The organism is Brevibacillus choshinensis (assembly GCF_016811915.1).
In the GTDB taxonomy this organism is placed as follows: Bacteria; Bacillota; Bacilli; order Brevibacillales; family Brevibacillaceae; genus Brevibacillus; species Brevibacillus choshinensis_A.
Map to the genome: position 1 here is coordinate 5,770,680 of NZ_CP069127.1, position 23,489 is coordinate 5,794,168.

Consider the following 23,489-nt stretch of genomic DNA (forward strand, 5'->3'; position numbering starts at 1 on the left):
GCCTACAGCGCGCACAGCTCGATTTCAAATCCGAGGTCTTCGATCATTTGATGGTCGCTCGTAATCTCCTGACCTGGAGTTGTCAGGTAGTCGCCGACAAACAGAGAATTGGCGGCATATAGCGAAAAGGGCTGCAATGATCGCAAATTGACTTCCCTTCCACCCGCGACTCGTATCTCTTTGGCAGGACATAAAAAGCGGAACAAAGCGAGCACTTTGAGCGCTTTTAGCGCCGGAGTTCGCCCGTAGCCTTCGAGCGGCGTCCCTTTGATGGCATTCAGGAAATTCACAGGAATCGAGTCTGCATCCAGCTCCCTCAGAGCCATGGCCATCTCCACGATTTCTTCGTCTCTCTCCCCCATCCCGATGATGACACCGGAGCACGGGGACATGCCTGCTCGTTTCACTGTGTCGACCGTCTCCACCCGCTGGTCATAGGAATGAGTGGTCGTGATGCTTCCGTAATTGGAACGGCTCGTATTGAGATTGTGATTGTAACGGTGGACACCTGCATCCTGCAATCGCCCCGCCTGCTCATCGCTCAGAATCCCCAGGCATGCGCAAATCTTCAGAGGCATGGTTTCGCGAATTTCCCGCACAGCATCAATGACTTGACCGAGCTCTTTTTCAGTAGGACCTCGTCCGGAAGCCACGATGCAATAAGTACCTGCTTTGCGGTTCATCGCTTCTCTGGCACCCGCGAGCAACGTTTCCTTGTCCAGCATCGTGTACTTGGAGACCGGAGCCGTGGAGACGATGGATTGCGAACAGTAGCCGCAGTCCTCTGGGCACAGGCCGCTTTTGGCATTCAAAATCATGTTCAGCTTCACCTTTTTGCCAAAGAAGTGGCGCCTGACCCTAAAAGCGGCATTCATCAACAGCAGGACTTCATCGTCATCTGCCGTAAGCACACTCAGCGCCTCTTCGTGCGTGAGCCGTTCATTGTCAATGGCTTTTCTGGCTAAGGCAGTCCAATCGGTCAAATCTGTTTGCTTGATCATGATAACTCTCCCCCAATTCCTAGCGTCTGCAGCACCAACCGAATCCCGGCCAAATCTACATACTGTCGCATAATTTCGAGCAATCGCGGACGAGTGATCGGTCCGGTAAATCCGGGAACACTCCCCCATACAGGAACATCACCATATCGTTCAATCATGCTTGCATTGGTCTCGATGCTGGCGTCATCTGCAGCATTTCTCGTCGTTTCATTCAGGATCACGCCCGCGACACGCACGCCTTTCTCTCTGGCATACCAAATGGAGAGCAACGTATGGTTGATCGTCCCCAAGCCTGCCCGTGCTACCAGTAAAAGGGGAAGCTTCAGTTGTACGGCCACATCCACTATCATCTCCGTCTCCGTGAGGGGAACAGCGAGGCCGCCGGCGCCTTCCACGAGCAGGAATCGGTGCCTTTCCCTGAGTGTCCTGCCGCCAGCAAGCACCTGTTCCATCGAGAGCTCCTGCCCCGCTGCCTTGGCCGCTAACAGAGGTGTGAGCGGAGCCGGAAAGACGAGAGGAGCGATCTCCTCAGGCAAGTCTTTTACGCCGGACAAAATATGCAGCCTGTATGCGTCACTCTCCTCTTCAGATGCCAACGCCCCAGACATGACCGGCTTCCATACCCCGACATCCATCCCTTCCTCACGCAGTGCTGCTGTCAAGCCTGCTGTTACGATCGTTTTGCCCACTCCTGTATCCGTGCCGGCAATGAACAAACCGGCAAATCGCTCTTCATTCATTGCACGGCCTCCTCGCAGTGGCGAGTCGTTTCTGCAATCGCTTCAGTGAGGATGCTGATCATGTCACTCATCTCTTCTAGAGTAGAGACCAGAGGAGGGATGAAGACGATCACATTGCCTAAAGGACGCGTCAAAAGGCCCTTTTCCCTCGCACGTTTGCAGACGCGCACACCGATCCTTTCATTCCAGTGATAGGGCTCCTTCTTGTCCTTTTCCCGTACGAGCTCAATGCCTGCCATCAGCCCTTTTTGCCGGATCTCACCCACATGAGGCTCTCCTGCCAAAGGCTTCAGCAGATCGGCCAAATACTCAGCTTTGTGCGCGACTTCTGCCACCAGATTGCGCTCCTCCATCAATCGCAGGTTGGCGAGTGCTACCGCGCATCCCAATGGATTTCCGGTAAAAGAGTGTCCGTGAAAGAATGTTTTCTGTTCTTCGTAATCTGCATAAAAGGCTTCGTAGATCGATTCCTTGACAAGGGTAGCCGCTACCGGCAGGTAACCTCCCGTTATCCCTTTCGCCACTGCCATAATGTCGGGAGTGACTCCATCGTGCTCGCAGGCAAACATCTTTCCTGTCCGTCCAAACCCGGTCGCAACTTCGTCGGCAATCAGCAGCACGTCGTAGGCTTGCAGCAGTTCGGCTATTTTCTTCAGGCAGCCATTTGGCATGATGATCATTCCGCTGGCTCCCTGCACGACGGGCTCCACGATCATGGCGGCGATCTCTGACGCTTTTTCCTCCAGCAGCTGCTCCAGCTGATCGAGCATGGCGTTTACGGACGCTTCATCACCGCCATCCCTGTACGGGTACGGATAGGGAATGACGTAGGGAGAAAACAAAAGGGGTTTGTACACTTGATGGTAGAGCGGGATGGCTCCAACACTCGTGGCGCCAATGGTATCCCCGTGGTAGGCATTGTTCATGGTAATAAACGAATGTTTGCCGGCAATGCCGCGATTCTGCCAGTACTGAAATGCCATCTTCAATGAAATTTCCACCGCGGTAGCCCCATTGTCCGAATAGAACACCTTGGTCAAACCTTCTGGTGCGAGCCGGATCAGCTGCTCCGCCAGCAAAATGGACGGTACATTCGCCATGCCAAGCAGCGTAGAATGGGCGACCTTGCCCAGTTGTTCGATGATCGCTTGGTTCAGCTCCGGAACATTATGGCCGTGAACATTGAGCCACACCGATGAAAATCCATCGTAATAGCCCTTTCCTTGAACATCGTAGAGCTTGACCCCTTCTCCTCTGGCAATAATCAGCGGCTCTTCAGCTATGTAGTCTTTCATTTGCGTAAACGGATGCCAGAGGTACTGCTTGTTCTTGGCAGCCAGCTCATCAGGTGAATAAAACAACCAAATCAACTCCTTGGTTAACATTTATTTGTTAACTAGTATTTTAATTTGGTTAACACATTTTCGTAAAGCCTTTTTCCTCCGTTCTGCAATGAAAAACGCCCACTCACACTTCCTTACGAGATTTATCAGATTCCGGAATAAGTTATTGTTAGTGAGAATGAGAGAAAATGCCTAAGGGAATCCTCATTGTCGCCTCGCAAGTCCACTCCAAATACTCATTATCGAGAACAACCCCCTGAATATATTCCGATAATTCAGCCAAATGTAAATGCAATTCTCGGCACAAGTTTTGCATCTTCATCGAATCACCATGACTGAAAATAGAATGGAGGTTGAAACGTTGACACAATCCAGATCGCTCAAGCGCTCCCTTTCCTTTTTTCATCTGATCTTCTTTGGCCTTGCGTACATGGCTCCCTTGACTGTTTTCACGACGTACGGGGTAGCCACCCAAGTTTCTCAGGGGATGCTACCCGCTGCTTACATCTTTGCTCTGGTTGCCATGGTTTTTACAGCGTACAGCTACGGCAAAATGGTAAAGGTTTACCCGATATCTGGTTCAGCCTACACGTATACGCAGAAATCGCTGAATTCCCACGTCGGGTTTCTTGTTGGCTGGGCGATTCTGATGGATTATCTCTTCTTACCCATGATCAACTATCTTGTCGGTTCTCTTTATTTATCGATCTATTTTCCCAGCGTCCCTTACTCGGTCTGGGTGATCGGCTTTATCGTGGTTACCACGGTGATCAACATTTTGGGGATCAAGCTGGCGACTAATATCAATACGGTTTTTGTCATCTATCAATTCCTCGTCCTCATCATTTTCGTGGCGCTATCGGTCAACGGCATCATGAACGGCATGGGAACCGGAACATTGGCGTCGATCAAGCCGCTTTTCAATCCTGATGTACCTCTTTCCTCCATCATGGCGGGCGCCTCGCTTCTATGCTTATCATTTCTCGGCTTTGACGCGGTTTCCACCTTGTCGGAAGAAACGAAAAATCCCAGCAAAACCATCCCGAGAGCGATCATGACAGTTACGCTGCTGGGCGGGGCACTGTTTATTTTCATTGCCTATATCGGTCACATGATTTATCCCGACTATGCCTCGTTTAAAAATGCCGATACCGCTTCCTATGAAATCATCGAATATTTGGGCGGGACGCTTTTGACCTCGCTCTTTACAGCAGCATCGCTTGTTGGTTGCCTCGCATCCGGATTGGCCTCCCACGGCAGTGTGACGCGCCTCCTTTATGCGATGGGGCGCGATTCTGTTTTGCCCCAGAAGCTGTTCGGCTCCATACATCCCCGTTTCAACACGCCTGTGTTCAACGTTTTGCTGGTAGGGGTACTCTCGCTCAGCGCCTTGTTCATCGACCTAGTGACCGCGACCTCTTTCATCAACTTTGGGGCTCTCGTAGCCTTTACTTTTGTCAATCTATCGGTTATCGGCCATTATTACGTCCGCAATCACCTTCGTTCCCCAATGGATACGGTAAGCTACCTCATTCTTCCGCTGATTGGAGCCGCCTTTACGCTTTGGCTCTGGCTCAGTCTCGATAAGCATTCCCTGCTGCTTGGGGGCATATGGGCGCTGTGCGGGCTTCTTTACCTGATGTATCTCACCAAGATGTTCACCAAACGGCCGCCTGAGCTGAATTTTGAGGAGATTGATCGGGGAGAAAGCGTCTAAGCGAAAACCTTGTGGAAGAAAGAAGGAGTGATTATCATGACGGTTGAGCGAAAAGCAGATATCGTTTTGTCTGGAAATGCCGTATTTACCGGAGTAACCGACGAGCCTGCCGCATTATCCATTTCGATTTGTCAGAACCGCATCGCTGCGATCGGCACCCCGGAAGAGATCGAACCGTGGATCGGACCACAGACAGCACAGCACCACTTTGCCGACCAACTCATCATGCCAGGGTTTCACGACTTCCACCTTCATATCATGATGGGCTCCGTTTCATTGGACAGCGTATTCCTCCATGATGCCCGTTCCGAGGAAGAGGCGGTGGAGCTGGTCCGACAATACGCTGAATCTAGACCTGACGAGCCGTGGATCATCGGCTATAGCTGGGATGCAGGTTTCTGGCACAGCAAACGTCTGCCGAACCGCGCTTCTCTAGACAAAATACTGCCCGACAGACCTGTGCTGCTTTTTCACAACGAAGGGCACTACGCCTGGGCAAACAGCAAAGCGCTTGAACTGATGAATGTAGACAGCGCAACGGAAAATCCGCCATTTGGCTTGATCGACAAGGATGAAAACGGAGAGTTGACCGGCATTCTCTATGAGACGGCTATCGGTTTGCTGACGGAAGCCGCTTATTCTTTTTCCAAAGAGAAAAAATCGCTCATGCTGCAAAACTTCCTCGCTCACGCCGCGAAGCTGGGGGTCACTTCCATGAACGATTTGTACGCTACGGAAGCGAATGCGATCCTGGAGGACTTTGAGCTGTTTAAAGAGTTTGAGGATAACGGCAGTTTAACGGCGCGCATCCATCTGCTCCCCGGACTGACTGGAGATCTTGAGCGAGCCAAAAACCTGCGCGACACATACCGCTCAAGCATGCTCCAAGTAGCTGCGTTAAAGCAATTTGTCGATGGAGTCGTGACCGGCTACACCGCCTACATGCTGGAACCGTACGCAGACCGGCCAGAGACCTGCGGGGAAACGGCTTTCCCGCCGGACGTGATCAAAAAGTGGGTAGTGGACGCGGACCGAGAAGGATTCAGCATCCGCTTCCATGCGATAGGTGATGGCGCAATTCGCCTAGCGCTCGATGCATTTGAAGAAGCGCAAGCCGTTAACGGCAAGCGGGATTCCCGCCATGCGATCGAGCACATCGAAGTAATCCATCCCGAAGACATCGCCCGTTTTCGCCAGTTGGGGGTGATTGCCTCCATGCAGCCGGAGCATATGCATGCAGCAGATCGCCAAACCTATGTCTCCTGCATCGGCGAAGAGCGCGGGACCTATGCATGGGCCATCAAATCACTCGAGTCGGCGGGGGCAAAGCTCGCCTTTGGCAGCGATTTTCCCATTGTCGGCTTAAACCCGATGCTGGAGATTTATCGAGCCGTCAGCCGTATCGATAACAGTGAAGAGAACCATTGGAATCCGGGCGAAGCCATTTCGCTTGCCAATGCCCTGAAGGCTTACACCGTGACGCCTGCTTACGGGACATTCCGCGAGCATGAGCTGGGCACGCTTGAAGCGGGGAAGCTGGCTGATATTGTGGTACTGGACCGCAATCTGTTTTCTGTTGCACCCGATGAGATTCTGAATGCCAAAGTGAAGCTTACCATGGTGGATGGAAAGATTGTCTACACCGGGTAGCAAGAAAAAGGACCTTGTCGCTCCATTTGGAGAAACAAGGTCCTTTTTCAGGTGTTTCTATCTATTTCGTTTGCTGCAAAATACGGTACAATGCCACGACGCACACGGCACGAGTGGTTGCTTTGCTCGGCTGGAACTTGTTGCTCACCGGATCCATCAGACCTAGCCCCACCATATTGGTGATGGAAGAGGTTGCCCAGGAAGGCCACGTCCCTTTATCGCCAACGGACTTCGACGCTCCCTTTTTGCCCACGAGGCGGTCGAGAATCACAGCTGCTTCTGCGCGGGTCACAGGCTGATCAGGACGGAACGTATTGTCTCCGTATCCTTTGACCAGACCCTTGGATACCGCTACCTGTACGGCTCCTTGCGCATAAGCCGGCACCTTGTCTTTGAAGCCCAGCTTTGGTGTCGCCGGAAGCTGCCAGTCGAAGGTGCGAGCAATCAGCGTGACAAACTGCGCCCGCGTCAGGGACGCCTCTGGCCCGAATGTGGTTTCCGTCAACCCTTTCACATAGCCTTTGTCTGCCATGTACGTAATTTCCGCTTTCGCCGGATGGTTCGCGATATCGGTAAACGCTGCTCCCGCGTTGTCCAGATAGTATGGAACATACTTGCCGTAGGCGTTGACGTCATAAACCCATTGTCCTTGTGCGTTTCTGGTTCCGAGCAGCGGGTCGAGCGTATTGTTGGTCTCGTTGACGTACAAGAGTCCGATTCCTTTTCCTGCAATCCAGTTCTTCGGTACCAGCGTCAGCTGGATCGGCGAGGTAGAGATGCGATCCTCCGCCCCTGCCTTCAGCTCTCCCGGCTTGATGGTAAAGGAGTAATCGGCCGGCACATAGCCCGGAAGCGGCTGCGTCACGATCGGATCGACTTCAATCAACGCTGTCTCCAGGAAGGAAGCCGTATTTACAAACGAATGCTTCAAATCGAGCTCCGCTCCAAGCGAAATACTGCCCGGCAGCTCCGGCACGACCGCCGTGTCAGTCGGTTGACCGGTCTGGTTCGGCAGCAGGAGGGAAGCCTCGTCGAAGTACAGGTCGCCTTGATCGTGAGTGATGCCGTCATTTGGCTGGTCGACCACGTAAATGCTCTTCAGCTGCAGCGGATAAGCGGCATTGCTCGGGAAGTAGCCCTTGACTTGCTTCCAGCCCGACCAGTCGATTTCTTTTGCCAGATCGACGTAGACGGTTTTGCCGTTTGCATCAATGACTTCTGCACGCAGCCAATGTCTGCTGTTGTCGCCATTGACCCACAGTCCCAGACCAAGAGGCTTGCCAGGGATCGCAACCGGTTTGGCTCCAAGCACGCCATACGCGATTCTGAGGCCATTGGCAGGCGCACCGGAGAAGTTGTAGACGAGTTTTGCTGCCTTTTTCGTACGGAAGACTTGATCACTGACTGCTCCAAAAGAACCTGCAGAGCTGATGCTCGCTGGATTGGCAGCATGGTACATGCCGGCTTGGTTATCAAATGTCAGCCAAGGCTGCTCGAATTGACCGACAGCAAATGGAATCGTTGTAGAGACCCCATCATACGTGATCGTCACTTTGCCATTGCCCGGCTGTTCACCTGCTGTCAGCTGCAGCTTGTCGTTCACAGTCGCGATGGACGAATCGACGTCAGCCTGCACGCTGAGCGGTGTCGCCTGAACCAGCGCGCCCTTCTTCGTCTTGATTTTGACATCCAGCGTCAGGGATTGGCCGGGAGCGACCGTAATCGGATTCGGTGACACGACGATTTGCTGGACTTCGCTTCCAGAGACGACGTGAATTTCTTTGCTTTGCGTCACACTGCCGAGGCGTCCCTGCAGGGTGATTTGTCCCGAACGTGCAGGTGTAAAGTGCGTTCCATTCACCGTACCTGCGTCCGATCCGCTTACGTCCCAGCTGACATTGGCAGAATTGATGGCGTACGGTTGGAAATGCGTGTCGTACCCTTTGGATGCCGTCATGGAGACAGTCTGTCCAATCAGTACGTCCGATGGCACATCGATGGTAAAGCCTCTCAGATCCCCCGGAGGCGCCGTATTGTAAACCGCCAGACCCGTAGGTACTCGGCGCTCCACGCCTCCGCTCGGCACATTGGACAGGTTGGCCTGGGTCTCGCCCAGCATACGTGTAGCCAAGGTGGTGGAGCCCCCGCCGTCAAAGTTTACTGCACGGTAGGATCCCAGCTCTGCCATGATCTTCGCCAACTCGTCGAGGTAAACCCCTTTGCTGGCATCAATCGTCACCATGTACAGCGTTTTGCCATCCTGCGATATCCCTACGGCTGTACGCGAATTGATCGACGTGATGGATTTATCCGCTTGGAAGGAGGTGAGCGCTTTTCCCTGACTGACGAGCAGCACGTTTCCGCCTACCGCTTGCAGCAGATCCAGTGTTTGCGGCGTCGTCTGATATTCTACCTGCGCGGTAGAACCGACTGGGAAGTTTTGCTTCAGGTAAGCAGCTGCTTCACCATGTCCCCAAAGGACGTACCCGTTGTATGGTATGTATACGCCTGGTTGATTGACGCGAACTTCCTTGGCCACATTGTCGACGAACAGCACCTCTACGACATCCTTGTAGCCGGAAATGGCGCCGAGACTTGTCTTGCCGAAAGAAGGCGTGTACAAGTTCAGCTGATTCTGGTGACTTTTGCGTCCATCGCTCGGGTTGTATTCTTCCTTGTTGACCCCTTGAATGGAATAGGTGGCCCCGTTCTGCGCAGTCACCTTCCCGCCAAATCCGAATTTTTCGATGATTGCGGTCTTGTCTCCTGTCAGCCCCAAGCTGTACCAGTAAGATATGAGTCCCATCGAGGAGATCAATTCCCCGTCCTTCTGTACGATCCCGAATGGTGCCCCGCGTTTGGACATGTTAAAGAAGTCCGCGTTGATTGCTGCGATCGCACCTGTTTCGCGAGCCATCTGCGTGACCGTTTGTCTCTCCGTCAGCTTCCCTTTTGTACCGTAGACCGGTTTGACTTCTACGTATTGGTTGTTCAGATCAACCTTGGTTACCATGACCACAACCTGTTGATTGGCAAAGGATTTCGTGTATTTGAGTAAAGTGGTGCCCTCCCCGATCGGGGTCTGCCACATCATTTGCAATGGTCCCGATTCCGCTCTCGCCATCGCGACATTAGTCGCAAGGGGCACAAACGGAACAAAAGCTCCCCAGGCTACTGTTGCAGCCGTGAGCAGCGTCACTGTCTTCCGCGCTCTCATGTTGGTAACTCCTCTCCGTTTTCCTGTCTCTCTGTGTCTTTCATGTATGTAGGTATTCTAACTAAAACTTAGACGCACCAAGGTGGTTGATAGTTTCACCCTGTCTCTATATTCTCTATTAGAAAAATATACCAAATAGTGGGCCATTATCAAACCGAAAGAAAACCCGCCCGGCTGTGACTTGAAACCGGACGGGATTATGCAAACCATGTGTTATGGAAGATGTCTCATTAGTGACCGGATTGAAACGGCTCCGGACGTTCGGCGCGCAAGCCAAAATGATGCAGGATCGCTTCGACAATCCGACGGGAAGCTTCCCCATCCCCGTATGGATTGGCAGCATGAGCCATGGCTTTATAAGCTTCCTCGTTTGTCAGCAGTTCCTTCGTCATTGCGTATACCTGCTCTTCATCCGTTCCCGCCAGCTTCAGCGTGCCGGCTGCGATGCCTTCCGGGCGCTCGGTTGTATCACGCAATACGAGTACGGGAACCCCGAGGGAAGGCGCTTCTTCCTGTACCCCGCCGGAGTCAGTCAGAATCAAGTGGGCGCGACGAGCGAAGTTGTGGAAATCAAAGGCATCCAGCGGCTCAATGAGATGAATTCGCTCATGTCTGCCGAGGAGCTCGTGCGCTACTTCCTGCACAGCCGGGTTGAGATGCACCGGGTACACGACTGCGATCTCTGGATGCTCGTCCACGATTCTTCTCACCGCTCGGAAAATCTGACGCATAGGCTCACCGAGATTCTCGCGACGATGAGCTGTCATCAGCACCATCTTTTGATTGGAAACAAGGTCGAGCACCGGATGCGTATAATCTTCACGCACGGTTGTTTTCAACGCATCAATCGCCGTGTTGCCGGTGATGTAAATGGTCTCCTCCCGCTTGTTTTCCTGACGGAGGTTGCCAGCAGAACCGTCTGTTGGCGCGAAATGCAGGTCGGCCATCACTCCAGTCAGTTGGCGGTTCATCTCTTCCGGGAACGGCGAGTACTTGTCCCAAGTACGCAGGCCTGCTTCCACGTGACCGATCGCCACCTGGTTGTAGAACGCTGCCAAGCTCGCAACAAAAGTCGTGGTCGTATCACCGTGAACCAGTACGATATCCGGTTTCACTTCTTTGATTGCCGCATCCAGACTTTCCAGCGCGCGAGTCGTGACTCCCACCAATGTCTGACGGTCCTTCATGATATTCAAGTCAATGTCCGGTTTGATATCGAAAATCTCCAGCACCTGATCCAGCATTTGACGATGCTGGGCGGTCACACAAACGATCGACTCGATCTGCTCGCCGTGCTTGCCGAGCTCGTGCACGAGCGGAGCCATTTTGATCGCTTCCGGACGCGTGCCGAATACCGTCATCACCCTACAAGTTTTCATCGGTTTCCCTCTCCCGTTACTTCGTGCCGTACAAGCGGTCGCCCGCGTCGCCCAAACCTGGCACGATATATCCATGATCGTTCAAATATTCGTCGATAGCCGCAACGAAGATATCCACATCGGGATGCTCGTCCTGCACCATTTTGATGCCTTCCGGTGCTGCGATCAGACACATCAGCTTCATGTTTTTCGCCCCGCGCTTCTTCAATGCAGCGATCGCTGCAACAGCAGATCCACCCGTCGCCAGCATCGGATCGATCACAATCAGCTCGCGTTCAGCTACGTCAGATGGCAGCTTGACGTAGTACTCGATTGGCTGCAATGTTTCCGGATCGCGATACAGGCCCACGTGGCCCACCTTTGCTGCAGGAATCAGCTTCAAAAGTCCGTCAACCATACCGAGACCAGCGCGCAAAATCGGTACCAGACCTACTTTTTTCCCTGCGATCACATTGGACTTGCAGGTCGCCACCGGCGTATCAATCGTGGTCTCCTCCAAAGGCATGTCGCGGGTGATTTCATACCCCATCAATGTGGCCACTTCGTCCACCAACTCGCGGAATTCCTTTGTCCCCGTATTCTTGTCGCGGATATAAGTTACTTTATGCTGAATCAGCGGATGGTCAAAAACGTATACACGGCTCATCATCGTTCCTCCGTTTCCCTATCAATACATCCTTCTCATCATAGCGAAGGAGTGTCCCGCCGTCAATTTGCCCAATCTTCGTTCTTTTTATGTTCACATTCCTTTAGAAACATAAAAAAACAGACCCTTCATCAGGGTCTGTTTTTCAACGGGGAAACCTTAGATTTCCAATCCTTCGTACATTGGGTAGCGTTGGCACAGAGCTGCTACGCGCCCACGAGCTTCTTCGTGTTTCGCTGCATCTTCCGGATTTTTCAGAGTCAGCGCGATGATCGCCGCTACTTCTTTCATTGCCGCTTCGTCAAAGCCACGGCTGGTAACGGCAGGGGTACCCATGCGAACACCGCTGGTTACAAACGGGCTTTCCGCATCGTAAGGAATGGTGTTTTTGTTGGTCGTGATGTACACCTCGTCCAGCAGATGCTCTGCCACTTTACCAGTCAGGCCGATTTTGCTCACGTCTACCAGCACCAGGTGATTGTCGGTGCCGCCGGATACGAGTGTCAATCCTTCTGCTGTCAACGCTTCAGCAAAAGCCTTGGCATTGCTCACGATACGAGCTGCGTACTCTTTGAAGTCCGCTTGCAGCGCCTCGCCAAAAGCGACTGCTTTCGCTGCGATCACGTGCATCAAAGGTCCGCCTTGTACGCCAGGGAACACGGATTTGTCGATCGCTTTTGCAAACTCTTCTTTGCAGAGGATCAGACCGCCGCGTGGACCACGCAGTGTTTTGTGCGTAGTGGAGGTCACAAAGTGTGCGTGCGGCACTGGGTTCGGATGCAGTCCTGCTGCTACCAGGCCGGCGATGTGCGCCATGTCTACCATGAAGTAAGCGCCCACTTCATCGGCGATTTCACGGAATTTCGCAAAGTCGATAGTGCGTGGGTATGCACTCGCACCTGCTACGATCAGCTTTGGTTTGTGCTCCAGTGCTTTGGCACGAACATCTTCGTAATTGATCGTGTGGGATTCTTGATCTACACCATACTCTACGAAGTTGTACAGGGTACCGGAGAAGTTTACCGGGCTTCCGTGGGTCAAGTGGCCACCATGGGACAGGTTCATACCGAGAACGGTATCGCCTGGCTTCAGAATGGTGAAGTAAACAGCCATGTTCGCTTGTGCACCAGAGTGCGGCTGAACGTTTGCATGTTCAGCGCCGAACAGTTCTTTCACGCGATCACGCGCGATGTTTTCTGCGATGTCCACGTATTCGCATCCACCGTAATAGCGACGGCCAGGGTAGCCTTCTGCGTACTTGTTGGTCAAAACGGTTCCCATTGCTTCCATAACAGCGCGGCTAACGAAGTTTTCGGACGCAATCAGTTCAATCTTGTCGCGCTGTCTGCCCAGCTCCAGCTGGATGGCTTCCAATACTTGTGGGTCTTGTTTACGCAAAAAATCTAGCATGATCTATTCTCTCCTTCGTGAACATGAGCTTGTCTCACGTTCTTTTTAGGTACAGCTCTCATTCGAGGGTGTTGCTTCATACACAGCACGCGCACCGCCAATCAGCTTGGGGCGAGTCCGCGCAGCCGTCACATGCGCTTCCCCTACTGCGCGATGGGAAGGGCGCACAGGTACCGCGACATGCTTCAGGTGCATGCCGATTAGCGTGTCGCCGATATCAACGCCTGCATGGGCACGGATATGCTCGACCACGACGGCATCCTTCATCTGCGTGTACGCGTGGGCAGCCATAGAACCGCCAGCTGTGGGAACAGGGACGACGGTCACTTCATCCAAGCCGTATCGCTCCATGACGTCACGCTCCACGACCAGCGCTCTGTTCAAATGTTCACAACATTGAAAAGCCACGGTAAACCCGTTCTTTTCCTGAACGGTTCGGATGCCGCGATAAAGGGCAGCAGCCACTTCCTTGCTCCCTGCTTTGCCGATGTGTTTGCCCAGCACTTCGCTGGTGCTGCAGCCGATGACCAGGAGCTGTCCAGGTCTTAGCTCAGCCAACTGGGCGACTTCTTCGACAACCTCGCTGACCTGTTTTTCAATTGTGAGCAAATCCACTTACTTCACTCCCGCGTGTTTCGCTTCGATCTGAGTGATCTTGTCCACTCGGCGTTCATGACGTCCACCCTGGAATTCCGTCTCCAGCCAGATCTTCACAATATCCAGTGCGAGTCCTGGCCCGATGACGCGTTCGCCCATGGCCAGCACATTGGTGTTGTTATGCTCGCGAGTAGCCTTTGCCGAAAAGGTATCGTGCACCAGCGCACAACGAATGCCTGGCACTTTGTTCGCTGCAATCGACATGCCGATGCCAGTCCCGCAGACCAGAATCCCGCGATCGAACTCACCTGCCGCTACTTTTTCAGCTACGGGCAGAGCATAATCTGGGTAATCAACCGAATCTTCGCAAGAACAGCCAAAGTCTTCCGTCTGGATATTCAAGGAAGCGAGCAGAGTCTTGATCTCCTCTTTTAGTTTGTATCCACCGTGATCAGCAGCAATCGCTACTTTCATCTCGTCATCCCTCGCTTGTTCATGATCTCACTCATTATACATCATAATCCCACAAGTAAAAAGTGAACATTTAACCTTTTCAACTAGAAATTGTTCGTACTCTCACACGAAACAAGGTACTGGTCTGACACCAGCACCTCATTCTTAAGGCGATTTACGAAAACGCTCCTGAATCAGTCGCATAGACAGCCTGTCCAGTGATTCTTCAAGTTCTTCCGCGCACCTGCGATAGTCTTCTAGGGACCCACCGTACGGATCGGCAATATCGCCATAGCCCTCTACGCCTACGTAGTCCCTCAAGGTATGCACCTTGCCCGCCGCAGACGGAAAATACGTCAGAATGGCTTGCTTGTGACTGGACGTCATGGTCAAAATCACATCCGACCAGTCAATCAGCCCCTCATCCAATCGACTGGACTGGTGCACATGCTCGATCCCCCGCTCTGCCATGACCTCTCTGGCATGCGGTGAAGCAGGCTGTCCGTCAAAAGCGGCCACGCCTGCGGAACGAACCTCATAGCCCTGCCCTGCCGTTTTCACGCGAAACATCGCCTCTGCCATGGGACTGCGACACGTGTTGCCTGTGCAGACAAACAATATCCGTTTCACGCATCTCTCCTCCTTCTGCCTGCGCTATCTTGCTATAAGATAAATTTTAACCCAAAACAAAACAAAATAAGTCCACCTACTAATTCGCTATAATCCCCTAGCCATCCTCCCACACTTCGACCCAGAAGCAACCCGAAGTAAGACATGGCACCGCCCATGATTCCAAAGAGAGTGATAGCAAGCAGTCTGTTGACCTCAATCAATCCGAAGGAAAATCCTACAGTCAGCGCATCCAGACTCACGCTGAATGCAAAAATGATCAGCCCAAAGCCTTTCGTCCTCAGTACCTTTTGATCGCCATTGACGAAGCCGTTCCATAGCATATGCAAACCGATTGCCATGAGGACTCCGCCACCGATAAATACAGCAATATCCCCAACCAAATCGGACAAATACGCCCCGACGAAGATACCCACAATAGGCATTCCTATATGAAAAAGCCCGATCGTGATGCTCACTTTCAGTATTTCCCGCAATCGAATCCCGACCATGCCAACGCCGATTCCTAATGAAAAGGCATCCATGCTTAAGGCAAAGGCGATCATGAGCAAGGTCAGAAATTGCCCCCACTGAAACAAAACTTGATCCAACTGGCCTCCCCCTCCTCGTCTCTTCAACCTATGCGGACAAGAAGGAGTTTAGACAACCATTTTACGCGCGCTCGATCCGCCCTCCGGCGGCTTTTTCCAGGCGATTCATGACTGCCATTCCCAAGCCTTCCCGTGAGAATGTCTCGCCGACGATAAACTGGGCCTTGAGGTTATCAAACTCACGCAGTACAGCGTACAGCTGATGAGCGACCTCTCCCAGATCCGTGCGTGACCCTACCGACAGCACGATATCGGCATCCGGGTTCGCACGCCAATAAGCCGCAGTCTCTTCCGTAGCCAAAACCCCTGTTCTACGCCCGTGCTGTTTTGCCTCGTGCAGCATGTCTGCCATTTTTACACGCACGCGCTCCTCTCCACCCTCGACCAGCCACATTTCGCCCTCTGGAGCGTAATGCGTGTATTTCATGCCAGGAGCGCGAGGAGTCTCTGCTGCTCCTGCCTGAAAGGATGGATCGAGGTCCACCGATCCGATCACCTCTTCCAGCTGTTCGCGGGTAATCCCTCCCGGACGCAGAATGACAGGCGGCTCGACCGTGACATCAATGACGGTCGATTCCAGACCTACTCCTGTCGCTCCTCCATCTACCACGCCAGCCACTCGACCTTCCAGATCGGCTAGCACGTGTGCGGCGGTCGTAGGGCTCGGCCTTCCCGAGCGGTTGGCACTTGGCGCTGCTATCGGGAGATTGGCTGCCGCGATCAAGGCAAGCGCGATCGGATGATCCGGCATCCGCACCCCGACGGAATCGAGCCCGGCCGTGACCAAAGATGCTACCTCATCGGTTCGCGGCAGGATAATAGTCAGCGGTCCAGGCCAGAATGCCTCCATCAACTTCTCGGCCTTGGCTGGAACTTCAGAGGCAATCGTGGATAACTGCTCCTTTTTTGCAATATGCACAATCAGCGGATTATCACTGGGTCTCCCTTTTGCTGCAAATATTTTTTCCACAGCGACGTTGGACAATGCATTGGCTCCCAGTCCATAGACCGTCTCCGTAGGGAATGCCACAGCCTCATCTGCTTTCAGCAAATGAGCTGCATACACAATCTGTGTACAACTCTGCATGTTTTCCACAGTACTTTCCACATCATTATCCACAACCCAAACTTTCGTCACTACTTTTTGCCCCATAGTAAAAAAGTCCTTTCTCTAGCACGTTTCTTATCAATAAGTGCCTTTAGTATAGATGTGTGCATAAAAGTTTTCAACAGCCTGTGGGTAACTTGTGAATAACTTCTCCAAACTTCGTGGAAAAAGTCGTTGTTACCACTTTTTAACCGATAAGCTCTTCGGATGTAGTAGGATAAGGATGTAAACAAAATCCAAGACGTCCCTTTATTGAAAGGATAGTGACATATTCATGAAATCCCTCAAATCGATCACAGCTGGCCTTGTAGGTTCGGCAGTTCTGTTCAGCGCAGTAGCCATGCCGGCGTTCGCCGCCACTTCTGCCCAGCCGCTGCCTGCAGCAAAACCCGCTCCTGTCGCATCGGCCCAAAATCCACAGGCAAAAGGTGTCGTCGTCACATCCAAAATCATTCAACAAAAAACGGCTGAGTACGAAGCAAACATCACAATCCCTGTCATCAGTGGCTTGAAAGATAAAGCATTCGAAGCAAAGCTGAATGCGGACCTGCTCAAATACGCACAGGATCAGCTGAAGGAACGCCAAACCATGAGCAAGCAAGACGCCATCGATTCCAAAAAGTACGGATATCCGATGCGTCCGCATGCTGTGGACATTTCCTACAAAGTGATCTCTGTCGGCAAGCTCGTATCCTTCTCAGTCCAAACCTACTTGTACACAGGCGGAGCTCATGGATTGACAGATATGACTTACTACAACATCGCCAATCTGGACAAGGCAAAAAATCTCCAGCTGTCCGATTTGTTCCAGGCTGGCTATGACTATCGCTATGTATTGAACAACCTGATCAAGCAACAGATTAAAAATAACCCAGAGATCGCTGATGTGTACAACTTTGAAACGATCGCAGAAAATCAGCCGTTCTCCTTTGAAAATGGCAATCTGGTCATTCATTTCACTCAGTATGAGATCGCTCCTTATGCAGCCGGGATGCCGGCGTTCAGTATTCCTGTACACAGCTACCTCAACCTGCTGAAGCCCGAAGTAAAAGCGCTGCTGCAATAACAACTTCATTGTACCTGCAGAAACGACACCTAGCCTGCGTTTTATTAAAAGTAGGAAATAATCCAACATAGCCAATAAAAATTAGTGATTGGATACAATGTTAGACATTTTATTAATGAAAATAAGAATGAGTAGAGACTTCAGAAAACGTCTGAATCTCTACTCATTTCTTTTTGCTTTTTTCAGCGACAGTTTTATTCTGTAAATATTAACTTTTTTATTGCACTTTCGTGATCCATTAATTATTTACGAAATAACTAATTTGAATTTCTGACGAGATCCCCCTTCTGGACCATCGGGAATCATTTCATCCAAAGCTACAAATCCAAACTTTTGATACAACCTTCTTGCAGGTCTTCCGTCTGAAATATCATCTCCAAATGTGGTTACAAATACTTCGGCTGGAACATCAACGAGACTCAAGATGTGCTTTAGTAGGGCCGTAGCTACCCCTTGGTTTCTCGATTGAGATGAAACGGATAACCATCCTATTTTGTAGCTTGGGGCACGTAAAGAAGAAAATAAAACCCCTCCGAGTAATCGTGATCCAGGAAAACCATTATTTTCTCGCACACAGAATGCACTTTGCTCGGTTATATTTCTTTCTAGTGCCTTAATGAAGTTGGTGTCATTTACCATCGGTCCAAATAGGTACTCGACTTCAGAAGCTAATTCCAACCAGCCCTTTAGGTCGTCCATTGTTGCGTTAACAACTATCATAACTGTACTTCCTCTCAGAATGAGCATCATTATTCCGTTTGCACACTAACGTAGCACTCGTTGGAATATTTCCGTTTGTAACTATCTGCTCGTCAGAACCCTTAACTAAACTGCTCAAACATACTAGCAGTCCATTTGGTTTGATTCTCTGCAATGAACTGTTCAGCTTGTATGAGCCTTGCAACAAGTTCTTGTTTCGTTAACTTCATGTACTTTTGACGAAGGTGTACGAGATTACGATTAGGGTTAATACGTCTTAGGTGAGTATCCTGTGGCATATTTAGTGAAGAAGGTGGTTTATTTGTTTGTCGTTGTTTATGCGTATGGCTGTGTTGCTTGTAATAATCGAACAACTCTTCATTCGTTTTTATTGTATTTGGGTGAATTCCTTTCCCTGTAGGATCAAGCTCCTTCGATCTATTGTGAATGTTATTTAGGGTAACAGGCTTTCCTTCTTTGACCAACGAATCGATAGCGGATTTACCTAATTGGACGGAACGAGTTTTCTTCTTTTCATGTACCGCACGTAACCAAGGACGCTCATCATTTGTAAAAGTGGATATTTGGTTCAAATTTTCGTTCCTCCCTGTACTGTTTAATCAGCTCAATTTCTTTTAGTTCAATTCTGGCTTGTTTACGCATTTCTTTTGCTTTGTTCACTTCCACATCAAGCCCCATTTTCGCAAAGCGTTTCTCCATATCTTTCGAAAGTTCAATCACTTCATGTAATTCGGGTTCTTGCTCAGGTTCAGGAATTTTTGCCTTACAGCCTAAACACGCCATTTTCGTAGGACATACATAATCCGTAACACAAGTACCACCTAAAACCTTATTAAAAACACCGACTTTGCTATTATGTTCCTCCAGCTCTTTTTGTAACTCTTCTGGACTGCGTATAATCGCCTCATCGATATCCACGTAACTTGCAATGACTTCATGCAATTCACCAATGGCTTGAGCTACCTGTGTAGGTGTAGGGGCTGAATAGTAGCCCGTAACATTTACATCCCGCTGGTGAAGAATTTTTGCAACGATATCAATTGGCATTTTTTGTCGTTGCACCGCCTCTGTAGCGAATGCATGGCGGAGGAGGTGGCTTTTCACCGTCACAGGTATTCCCTCTTGTGTTTCAAATCGAATTGCGTGCAATAAGAATCGAATGCATGCTGAGACTCCAAATTTATTAAGTGCCATATTATGATACTGAAAGTAATAGGGTTTCGGTTCTGGAAGCAGATGTTTGCGGTCATGCCTATATTCAACACTTGGGATTGTGTCGCTCTGATAATGGTCTTTTAGCATCCGAAGGACAATTTGTATATATTCCATCGTTTGTTTGTTGATGTAGAACTCTTCAAGCTCGTCTCGACCTTTGGGGATTGCACGAAAGGAATAGTGAAGTTTGTCTTTCACCTTTTTTACTTGAATGCACTCTTTGGTGTTGTTGATCTGCAACAATTCGTTAATCCTTGCTCCTGTTATCGTAAACACATCAATCGCTAATAATCCAAAGGTGCAAGCGACATAAAACGGTTCTACGTCAAACAAAACTCCCTTTGCTTTACCCTTATGAACTGTAACAAAAGTGCTTTGAAACAGGACTCCTTTATGTTGAGAACGAAAAGGGATAGGGTTCTTTTCCGATTCTTCTTCACCGTATCCCCAAGAATTTAATACGATACGCTTTCGCTCCAATTCTTCTTCGCTGGCGTTTTGACTCCAATACCCCAATACTCCTTCTTGAATAATCTCTGTGAACCATAGTCCATCAGCTTCTTCATCATTATCGAGCAGCTCAGCCTTAACAAGTTCAACAAAGAAGTGGTTGTTTTCATCTGAGTATGTGCCTTTGCGATTCGTAGCCAATTCGACAACAGACCCATGGAACTGCTCTTCGTGATGTAAAACAAACGATCGCTTGTCCCATAAACGGAAATAAAGACGCTCTCCAATGCGTTCAGGTTCATCGTAGTGAAACTCCAAAGGAAGGCAATTAGGACGTTTCTTTGCCTCGTCTATGGCTTTATAGAAGGCATCCCGAAGGCGTTTCGTTTGACTCCAACGAAAACGTGCTGTCGCCCTGATTTCAGGCAAATAGGGGACAATGGCATCCGTCTCATTTTTGCGGTTATTTTGAGCTTGTTCTACCGCTAACTTGCCAAAAGAAAAATCTCTAGTATCAAATGATGGCATAGGGAATAAAAACTGCTCAAAGTATGCTTGTTGTTCTTGATTCAATTTCTGTGTCAGCCACTTTTTTGTGTGGTATGCTAACGACCTAAATGCTTGCAAAAACACTCTTCGCATGTTACACGAGTGTTCAGGATAGCACTCTCCCTTAAGGTAGCCGTACATGTGAACGTCTACAATGAAATCCCGCATTTCTTGGATAGAGTAGAAATGGAATAAATCTTTCATTCTCGGTTGAAGTGTGTTTAGCTGAACATCAATAGTTTTTGGATCTAAGTTTCGATCTGCTTGGACCAATATGGCAAACAGAAAATGATTGCACCAAGGCATATCTATGACGTTATTCATAATATGTTTGATATTCCGTTCTTCCACTTTATCCAGCAAGAACATGCCTCTGGCATCTTGGAGATGCAGAAGGTTGATGTCTAGTTTTTCAAGCAATTCTGAATAATATTCCGATACAGGATTCACACTTAATAAAGTCAATATAATCACTCCAATCCATCCAATAACTCTTGTAAGTCTTGATCAAATTCTAACTCGCTTGAACTTTTTATGAGCGTTAGCTGTAGCTTTTGCTTTCGTTTTGCTTTCCGATTGGTATTGTACTCTCGCTCACTTTTTTCCATGCTTTCAAGCATTTGATCATGGGCTTGACGATGCTTTTCTTCGTCAAAATAATGCTCATACACTTTTATAGTATCTGCATTTTTCCACTTCATGTATTTAATGAGTTCATCTTTTCGTTGCTGAATTTCGGCTTCTGTTTTTGAAATGTTATAAACTTCTCGCATCCTTGTTGTTACGAACCAATGTCTCGCTTTATGTGGATTTATCTTCAGTTCGCTTCTCTGCATTGCTTTATTCCAGTGGTAATACCAGGCTTCATACGTAAGTGGAGTTCCCCAATTCGTTAGGAATACAGGTGCATCATCAGGCAAATGATCAAATCCAACATGGCTAGGATCAATCTGCTTTCGTTCAGAGTTAATGTAATGCATCAGATGCTTTACAGTATCTTTACTAAATCGTAAAAACTTCACCTTGCGTCCATGACTCCCTTTATTGAAGGTGCTCACCTCTTGGAAGCTCTTCCTTGCACGGTAGTCCCCAATAGTCAGTTCAATTATCTCGGAAGCTCTTGCTCCTGTCTCGAATAGCATACGAGCAATGACCATCTCTCGATCAGACCATTTTGCTTTCTTTCCCGCTTGATACACTTGATAAGGAAGATAAGGATCGTCAATGATTTGGGGTTGCCATTCTTCGTTGATTAACTTAAAAAAAGAGTCTGTTAACCGACGTGTCGGTATTGGGTCTTCCGTTCCACCTATCAATGGCATACGTGGTTTATTTGTCCGCACACCCTCAGAATGACTCCTGTAATCGTTCAAAATGGCTTGTGAATCGATCAGAGGGTTATGATAGGTGTACTGTCCAAGATAAATCATAGACTTATAGAAGGACTTCACAGACGATAGAAATCGATTTACTGTATCAGGGCTTTTTTGTGTCAACCTTACAAAACAAAACGTATCTTTTTCCTTCACCTTGCAAGACATTTCATCCATGAGGTAATCTTCAATGGCGACACGCATCGCTTCTGGTGGATCTCTCCACTGCACACGCCTCCCTTGATAATTACTATGTTGATCTAACCATGTAAAAAAAGGCAGAAGAGTTTGCAGGTAGGAGAGAGCAGAGCTATCACTAATTCTCCCTTTGCAATCGTGGTAAAAGTCGGTCAAAGGAAGAAAGGGTTGGTCTTGATGGTCAAAAACAAGTAACGAATATTTACTTTTCACTCCTTCAGGGCAGTATTCATAAAAATAATTCATTGATGTGGTGAGTGTAGTCATAAGAACACCTCTATATTGTTTAGAAAGCAACTACATAAGAATGTACGTTCGGTTATATGTTGTAAAAAAAAGCCTTCTTTATGGCCTAGCTTAGACTTTGGGTTCATCGATCAGCCTTACATTTCTTGTGTATTGGCACGACATTATTAAGCCAACCTCCCACTAGCAACACGCACCCTCCACAACCATAGAAACGAAAATTACACGAAAAGGTTTCACTAAAGTTTACTGTTCGAAGAAAATAAAGTAATAGACTGAAAAATAAAGTATTAGACCAAGAAAATAAAGTTGTAGACTGACACGCCGGTGACGGCGGAAGCGGTGTGTAGCTGCAGCTCACTCTCCTAGTTCTCTCCGGACGCGCCAGGCACGGCAATCAACAACTACGACAGCCAGCAACTCCTCAATGGAGGTCCCCCTATTACAGCGAAATAGCCATCTCTTAGACGCCGGATCCAATCTGCGTCTTTTGTGCTATCAGCTTTCGCTAAAATGAGGGGACAGGCAGGGAGAATGACGGATAAATCGAGTCAGCATCATGGCAATTTCGTCCGGGGGAAGCGTTCGGCCGGTTATGAACCAATGCTGAATCAACCCGAACTGGCCAGTGCCAAGATAAGCAATGATATAACCGGCTGGTTGATCAGACCAACTCGAATCGGGGTGATCTTTCTTAAGACTTTCGTACAATCGAGTTCCGACAAGGTACTGAAGCCGCTCTCTGAATTCGATGGGAGCGGAGGGATGAAAGACAGCCTTAAAAAAAGAAGCATGATGTTGCAAATATCGAAAGGCTTCGGCGATAGCCGGGAAAGGCGATCTCTCATCCGAGTGCTTAAACAGATCACCCAACTGAATGGGCTCGAATATATCCAGCAAGCCACGCATCCACTCCGTTTGCTCAATCAGATCGTAAATATCTTTGTAATGCAAATAAAAGGTGCCGCGGTTGATACCAGCTTGTTGCGACAGATTCTTAACGGTTAACTCCTTGATCCCCTGATTTTTTAGGATGTCTAACAGTGCATGTTCGATGAGCTTGCGGCTACGAATCGCCCGCAGATCCGTATTTCCCTCCATTATCCATACTCCTTTCTATACCATACGTAATGTACAGTTTTTCTACAGTGTTCCTTATTGAACAGATCGGCTGTAATGTTGATTGTTCCG

Annotated in this window: 20 protein-coding genes; 3 read left to right on the forward strand and 17 right to left on the reverse strand. The window is 49.6% G+C overall.

Annotated elements, in window-relative coordinates; genetic code table 11:
* Positions 1-2: 2 nt before the first annotated feature.
* The 3 genes from bioB to bioA are packed head-to-tail and all read right to left on the reverse strand — an operon-like array spanning position 3 to position 3,126.
* Positions 3-1,001, reverse strand: a complete 999-nt coding sequence (bioB, locus tag JNE38_RS28790; protein ID WP_203354442.1) for a biotin synthase BioB — start codon at positions 999-1,001, stop codon at positions 3-5.
* Entirely contained in the window at positions 998-1,741 is a 744-nt protein-coding gene (gene bioD, locus JNE38_RS28795; protein WP_203354443.1) for a dethiobiotin synthase, read from the reverse strand. Before bioD ends, bioB begins: the two co-directional genes overlap by 4 nt.
* A complete protein-coding gene (bioA, locus tag JNE38_RS28800; protein ID WP_203354444.1) occupies positions 1,738-3,126 on the reverse strand; it encodes an adenosylmethionine--8-amino-7-oxononanoate transaminase in 1,389 nt (462 codons plus the stop codon). The genes bioD and bioA overlap by 4 nt, the downstream gene beginning before the upstream one ends.
* Positions 3,127-3,445: 319 nt before the next feature.
* Between bioA and JNE38_RS28805 the strand changes: the two genes are divergently transcribed.
* Positions 3,446-4,801, forward strand: coding sequence for an APC family permease (locus JNE38_RS28805; protein WP_428993682.1), 1,356 nt, complete (start codon positions 3,446-3,448; stop codon positions 4,799-4,801).
* A 36-nt stretch (positions 4,802-4,837) separates the two neighbouring features.
* Positions 4,838-6,451, forward strand: coding sequence for an amidohydrolase (locus tag JNE38_RS28810; protein WP_203354446.1), 1,614 nt, complete (start codon positions 4,838-4,840; stop codon positions 6,449-6,451).
* Positions 6,452-6,512: 61 nt separating this feature from the next.
* Here the strand turns inward: JNE38_RS28810 and JNE38_RS28815 are convergent, their stop codons facing one another.
* The 9 genes from JNE38_RS28815 to JNE38_RS28855 form a co-directional block, all read right to left on the reverse strand.
* Positions 6,513-9,668, reverse strand: coding sequence for a phosphodiester glycosidase family protein (locus JNE38_RS28815; RefSeq protein WP_203354447.1), 3,156 nt, complete (start codon positions 9,666-9,668; stop codon positions 6,513-6,515).
* A gap of 230 nt (positions 9,669-9,898) precedes the next feature.
* Entirely contained in the window at positions 9,899-11,047 is a 1,149-nt protein-coding gene (wecB, locus tag JNE38_RS28820) for a non-hydrolyzing UDP-N-acetylglucosamine 2-epimerase (RefSeq protein WP_203354448.1), read from the reverse strand.
* Between the two features lie 16 nt (positions 11,048-11,063).
* Complete coding sequence (gene upp, locus JNE38_RS28825; protein WP_203357789.1) at positions 11,064-11,693, reverse strand: uracil phosphoribosyltransferase; 630 nt, start codon at positions 11,691-11,693, stop codon at positions 11,064-11,066.
* A gap of 159 nt (positions 11,694-11,852) precedes the next feature.
* Positions 11,853-13,103, reverse strand: a complete 1,251-nt coding sequence (gene glyA, locus JNE38_RS28830) for a serine hydroxymethyltransferase (protein WP_203354449.1) — start codon at positions 13,101-13,103, stop codon at positions 11,853-11,855.
* A gap of 45 nt (positions 13,104-13,148) precedes the next feature.
* A complete protein-coding gene (locus JNE38_RS28835) occupies positions 13,149-13,718 on the reverse strand; it encodes a TIGR01440 family protein (RefSeq protein WP_203354450.1) in 570 nt (189 codons plus the stop codon).
* On the reverse strand, positions 13,719-14,174 hold the full coding sequence (rpiB, locus tag JNE38_RS28840; RefSeq protein WP_203354451.1) for a ribose 5-phosphate isomerase B: 456 nt from the start codon (positions 14,172-14,174) through the stop codon (positions 13,719-13,721).
* A 144-nt stretch (positions 14,175-14,318) separates the two neighbouring features.
* Positions 14,319-14,783: a low molecular weight protein arginine phosphatase gene (locus JNE38_RS28845; RefSeq protein WP_203354452.1), complete on the reverse strand. Its 465-nt coding sequence runs from the start codon at positions 14,781-14,783 to the stop codon at positions 14,319-14,321.
* 32 nt (positions 14,784-14,815) lie between these two features.
* Entirely contained in the window at positions 14,816-15,373 is a 558-nt protein-coding gene (locus JNE38_RS28850) for a manganese efflux pump MntP (protein WP_203354453.1), read from the reverse strand.
* Between the two features lie 61 nt (positions 15,374-15,434).
* Positions 15,435-16,526 (reverse strand): L-threonylcarbamoyladenylate synthase, encoded by a 1,092-nt coding sequence (locus JNE38_RS28855; RefSeq protein ID WP_203354454.1) that lies wholly within the window; start codon positions 16,524-16,526, stop codon positions 15,435-15,437.
* 229 nt (positions 16,527-16,755) lie between these two features.
* On the opposite strand from JNE38_RS28855, the gene JNE38_RS28860 reads away from it, so the two are divergent.
* Positions 16,756-17,547, forward strand: a complete 792-nt coding sequence (locus JNE38_RS28860; protein WP_203354455.1) for a DUF3298 and DUF4163 domain-containing protein — start codon at positions 16,756-16,758, stop codon at positions 17,545-17,547.
* A 246-nt stretch (positions 17,548-17,793) separates the two neighbouring features.
* On the opposite strand, the gene JNE38_RS28865 is transcribed toward JNE38_RS28860, so the two are convergent.
* The 5 genes from JNE38_RS28865 to JNE38_RS28885 form a co-directional block, all read right to left on the reverse strand.
* Positions 17,794-18,267 (reverse strand): GNAT family N-acetyltransferase, encoded by a 474-nt coding sequence (locus JNE38_RS28865; RefSeq protein WP_203354456.1) that lies wholly within the window; start codon positions 18,265-18,267, stop codon positions 17,794-17,796.
* Between the two features lie 101 nt (positions 18,268-18,368).
* Positions 18,369-18,839, reverse strand: coding sequence for a hypothetical protein (locus JNE38_RS28870; protein WP_203354457.1), 471 nt, complete (start codon positions 18,837-18,839; stop codon positions 18,369-18,371).
* The gene (locus JNE38_RS28875; protein ID WP_203354458.1) at positions 18,811-20,946 is read right to left on the reverse strand and encodes a site-specific integrase; all 2,136 of its coding nucleotides are present in this window, start codon (positions 20,944-20,946) and stop codon (positions 18,811-18,813) included. Before JNE38_RS28875 ends, JNE38_RS28870 begins: the two co-directional genes overlap by 29 nt.
* A gap of 5 nt (positions 20,947-20,951) precedes the next feature.
* The gene (locus JNE38_RS28880) at positions 20,952-22,319 is read right to left on the reverse strand and encodes a tyrosine-type recombinase/integrase (protein WP_238933501.1); all 1,368 of its coding nucleotides are present in this window, start codon (positions 22,317-22,319) and stop codon (positions 20,952-20,954) included.
* Between the two features lie 477 nt (positions 22,320-22,796).
* Complete coding sequence (locus JNE38_RS28885; RefSeq protein WP_203354459.1) at positions 22,797-23,399, reverse strand: TetR/AcrR family transcriptional regulator; 603 nt, start codon at positions 23,397-23,399, stop codon at positions 22,797-22,799.
* Between the last annotated feature and the right edge of the window lie 90 nt (positions 23,400-23,489).

What these genes read in the sequence shown, in the direction of transcription:
- JNE38_RS28885 (WP_203354459.1), bottom strand. Translation starts at nt 23,399, where the DNA reads ATGGAGGGAAATACGGATCTGCGGGCGATTCGTAGCCGCAAGCTCATC.
- wecB (WP_203354448.1), bottom strand. Translation starts at nt 11,047, where the DNA reads ATGAAAACTTGTAGGGTGATGACGGTATTCGGCACGCGTCCGGAAGCG.
- JNE38_RS28810 (WP_203354446.1), top strand. Translation starts at nt 4,838, where the DNA reads ATGACGGTTGAGCGAAAAGCAGATATCGTTTTGTCTGGAAATGCCGTA.
- JNE38_RS28860 (WP_203354455.1), top strand. Translation starts at nt 16,756, where the DNA reads ATGAAATCCCTCAAATCGATCACAGCTGGCCTTGTAGGTTCGGCAGTT.
- bioA (WP_203354444.1), bottom strand. Translation starts at nt 3,126, where the DNA reads ATGTTAACCAAGGAGTTGATTTGGTTGTTTTATTCACCTGATGAGCTG.
- rpiB (WP_203354451.1), bottom strand. Translation starts at nt 14,174, where the DNA reads ATGAAAGTAGCGATTGCTGCTGATCACGGTGGATACAAACTAAAAGAG.
- bioB (WP_203354442.1), bottom strand. Translation starts at nt 1,001, where the DNA reads ATGATCAAGCAAACAGATTTGACCGATTGGACTGCCTTAGCCAGAAAA.
- glyA (WP_203354449.1), bottom strand. Translation starts at nt 13,103, where the DNA reads ATGCTAGATTTTTTGCGTAAACAAGACCCACAAGTATTGGAAGCCATC.
- JNE38_RS28880 (WP_238933501.1), bottom strand. Translation starts at nt 22,319, where the DNA reads ATGACTACACTCACCACATCAATGAATTATTTTTATGAATACTGCCCT.
- upp (WP_203357789.1), bottom strand. Translation starts at nt 11,693, where the DNA reads ATGAGCCGTGTATACGTTTTTGACCATCCGCTGATTCAGCATAAAGTA.
- bioD (WP_203354443.1), bottom strand. Translation starts at nt 1,741, where the DNA reads ATGAATGAAGAGCGATTTGCCGGTTTGTTCATTGCCGGCACGGATACA.
- JNE38_RS28865 (WP_203354456.1), bottom strand. Translation starts at nt 18,267, where the DNA reads ATGATAGTTGTTAACGCAACAATGGACGACCTAAAGGGCTGGTTGGAA.
- JNE38_RS28855 (WP_203354454.1), bottom strand. Translation starts at nt 16,526, where the DNA reads ATGGGGCAAAAAGTAGTGACGAAAGTTTGGGTTGTGGATAATGATGTG.
- JNE38_RS28815 (WP_203354447.1), bottom strand. Translation starts at nt 9,668, where the DNA reads ATGAGAGCGCGGAAGACAGTGACGCTGCTCACGGCTGCAACAGTAGCC.